Origin of the sequence: Phormidium sp. CCY1219, assembly GCF_035615515.1 — a bacterium.
GTDB lineage: Bacteria > Cyanobacteriota > Cyanobacteriia > Cyanobacteriales > Laspinemataceae > CCY1219.
This window is the reverse complement of sequence record NZ_JAJENT010000102.1, coordinates 1-218: the sequence shown is the minus strand read 5'-3', so window position 1 is coordinate 218 and position 218 is coordinate 1. Positions and strand designations below refer to the sequence as shown.

Annotated in this window: 1 protein-coding gene; it reads right to left on the bottom strand. The window is 43.1% G+C overall.

The window, feature by feature from the left end; translation table 11 throughout:
- Window positions 1-218, bottom strand: a 218-nt coding sequence (locus tag LKK83_RS00590; RefSeq protein ID WP_324628790.1) for a reverse transcriptase domain-containing protein, incomplete at both ends; no start/stop codon positions are given.

Below are 218 nucleotides of genomic sequence, written 5' to 3'. Positions count from 1 at the left end.
AAGTCATCGGCATATCGGATGATTTTCGGACGATAATTAACGTCTCGTTTTCCGTTAATGTTCTTAGTCCTGGGGAAAGCATTAACAACCGAATTTATCATCCCATGTAAGGCAATGTTTGCCAGTAGTGGACTAATTACTCCACCCTGTGGAGTGCCTGACTCTGTTGCCTCAAATACGCCATTGTCCAGAACTCCGGCTTTAAGCCATTGTTTAAT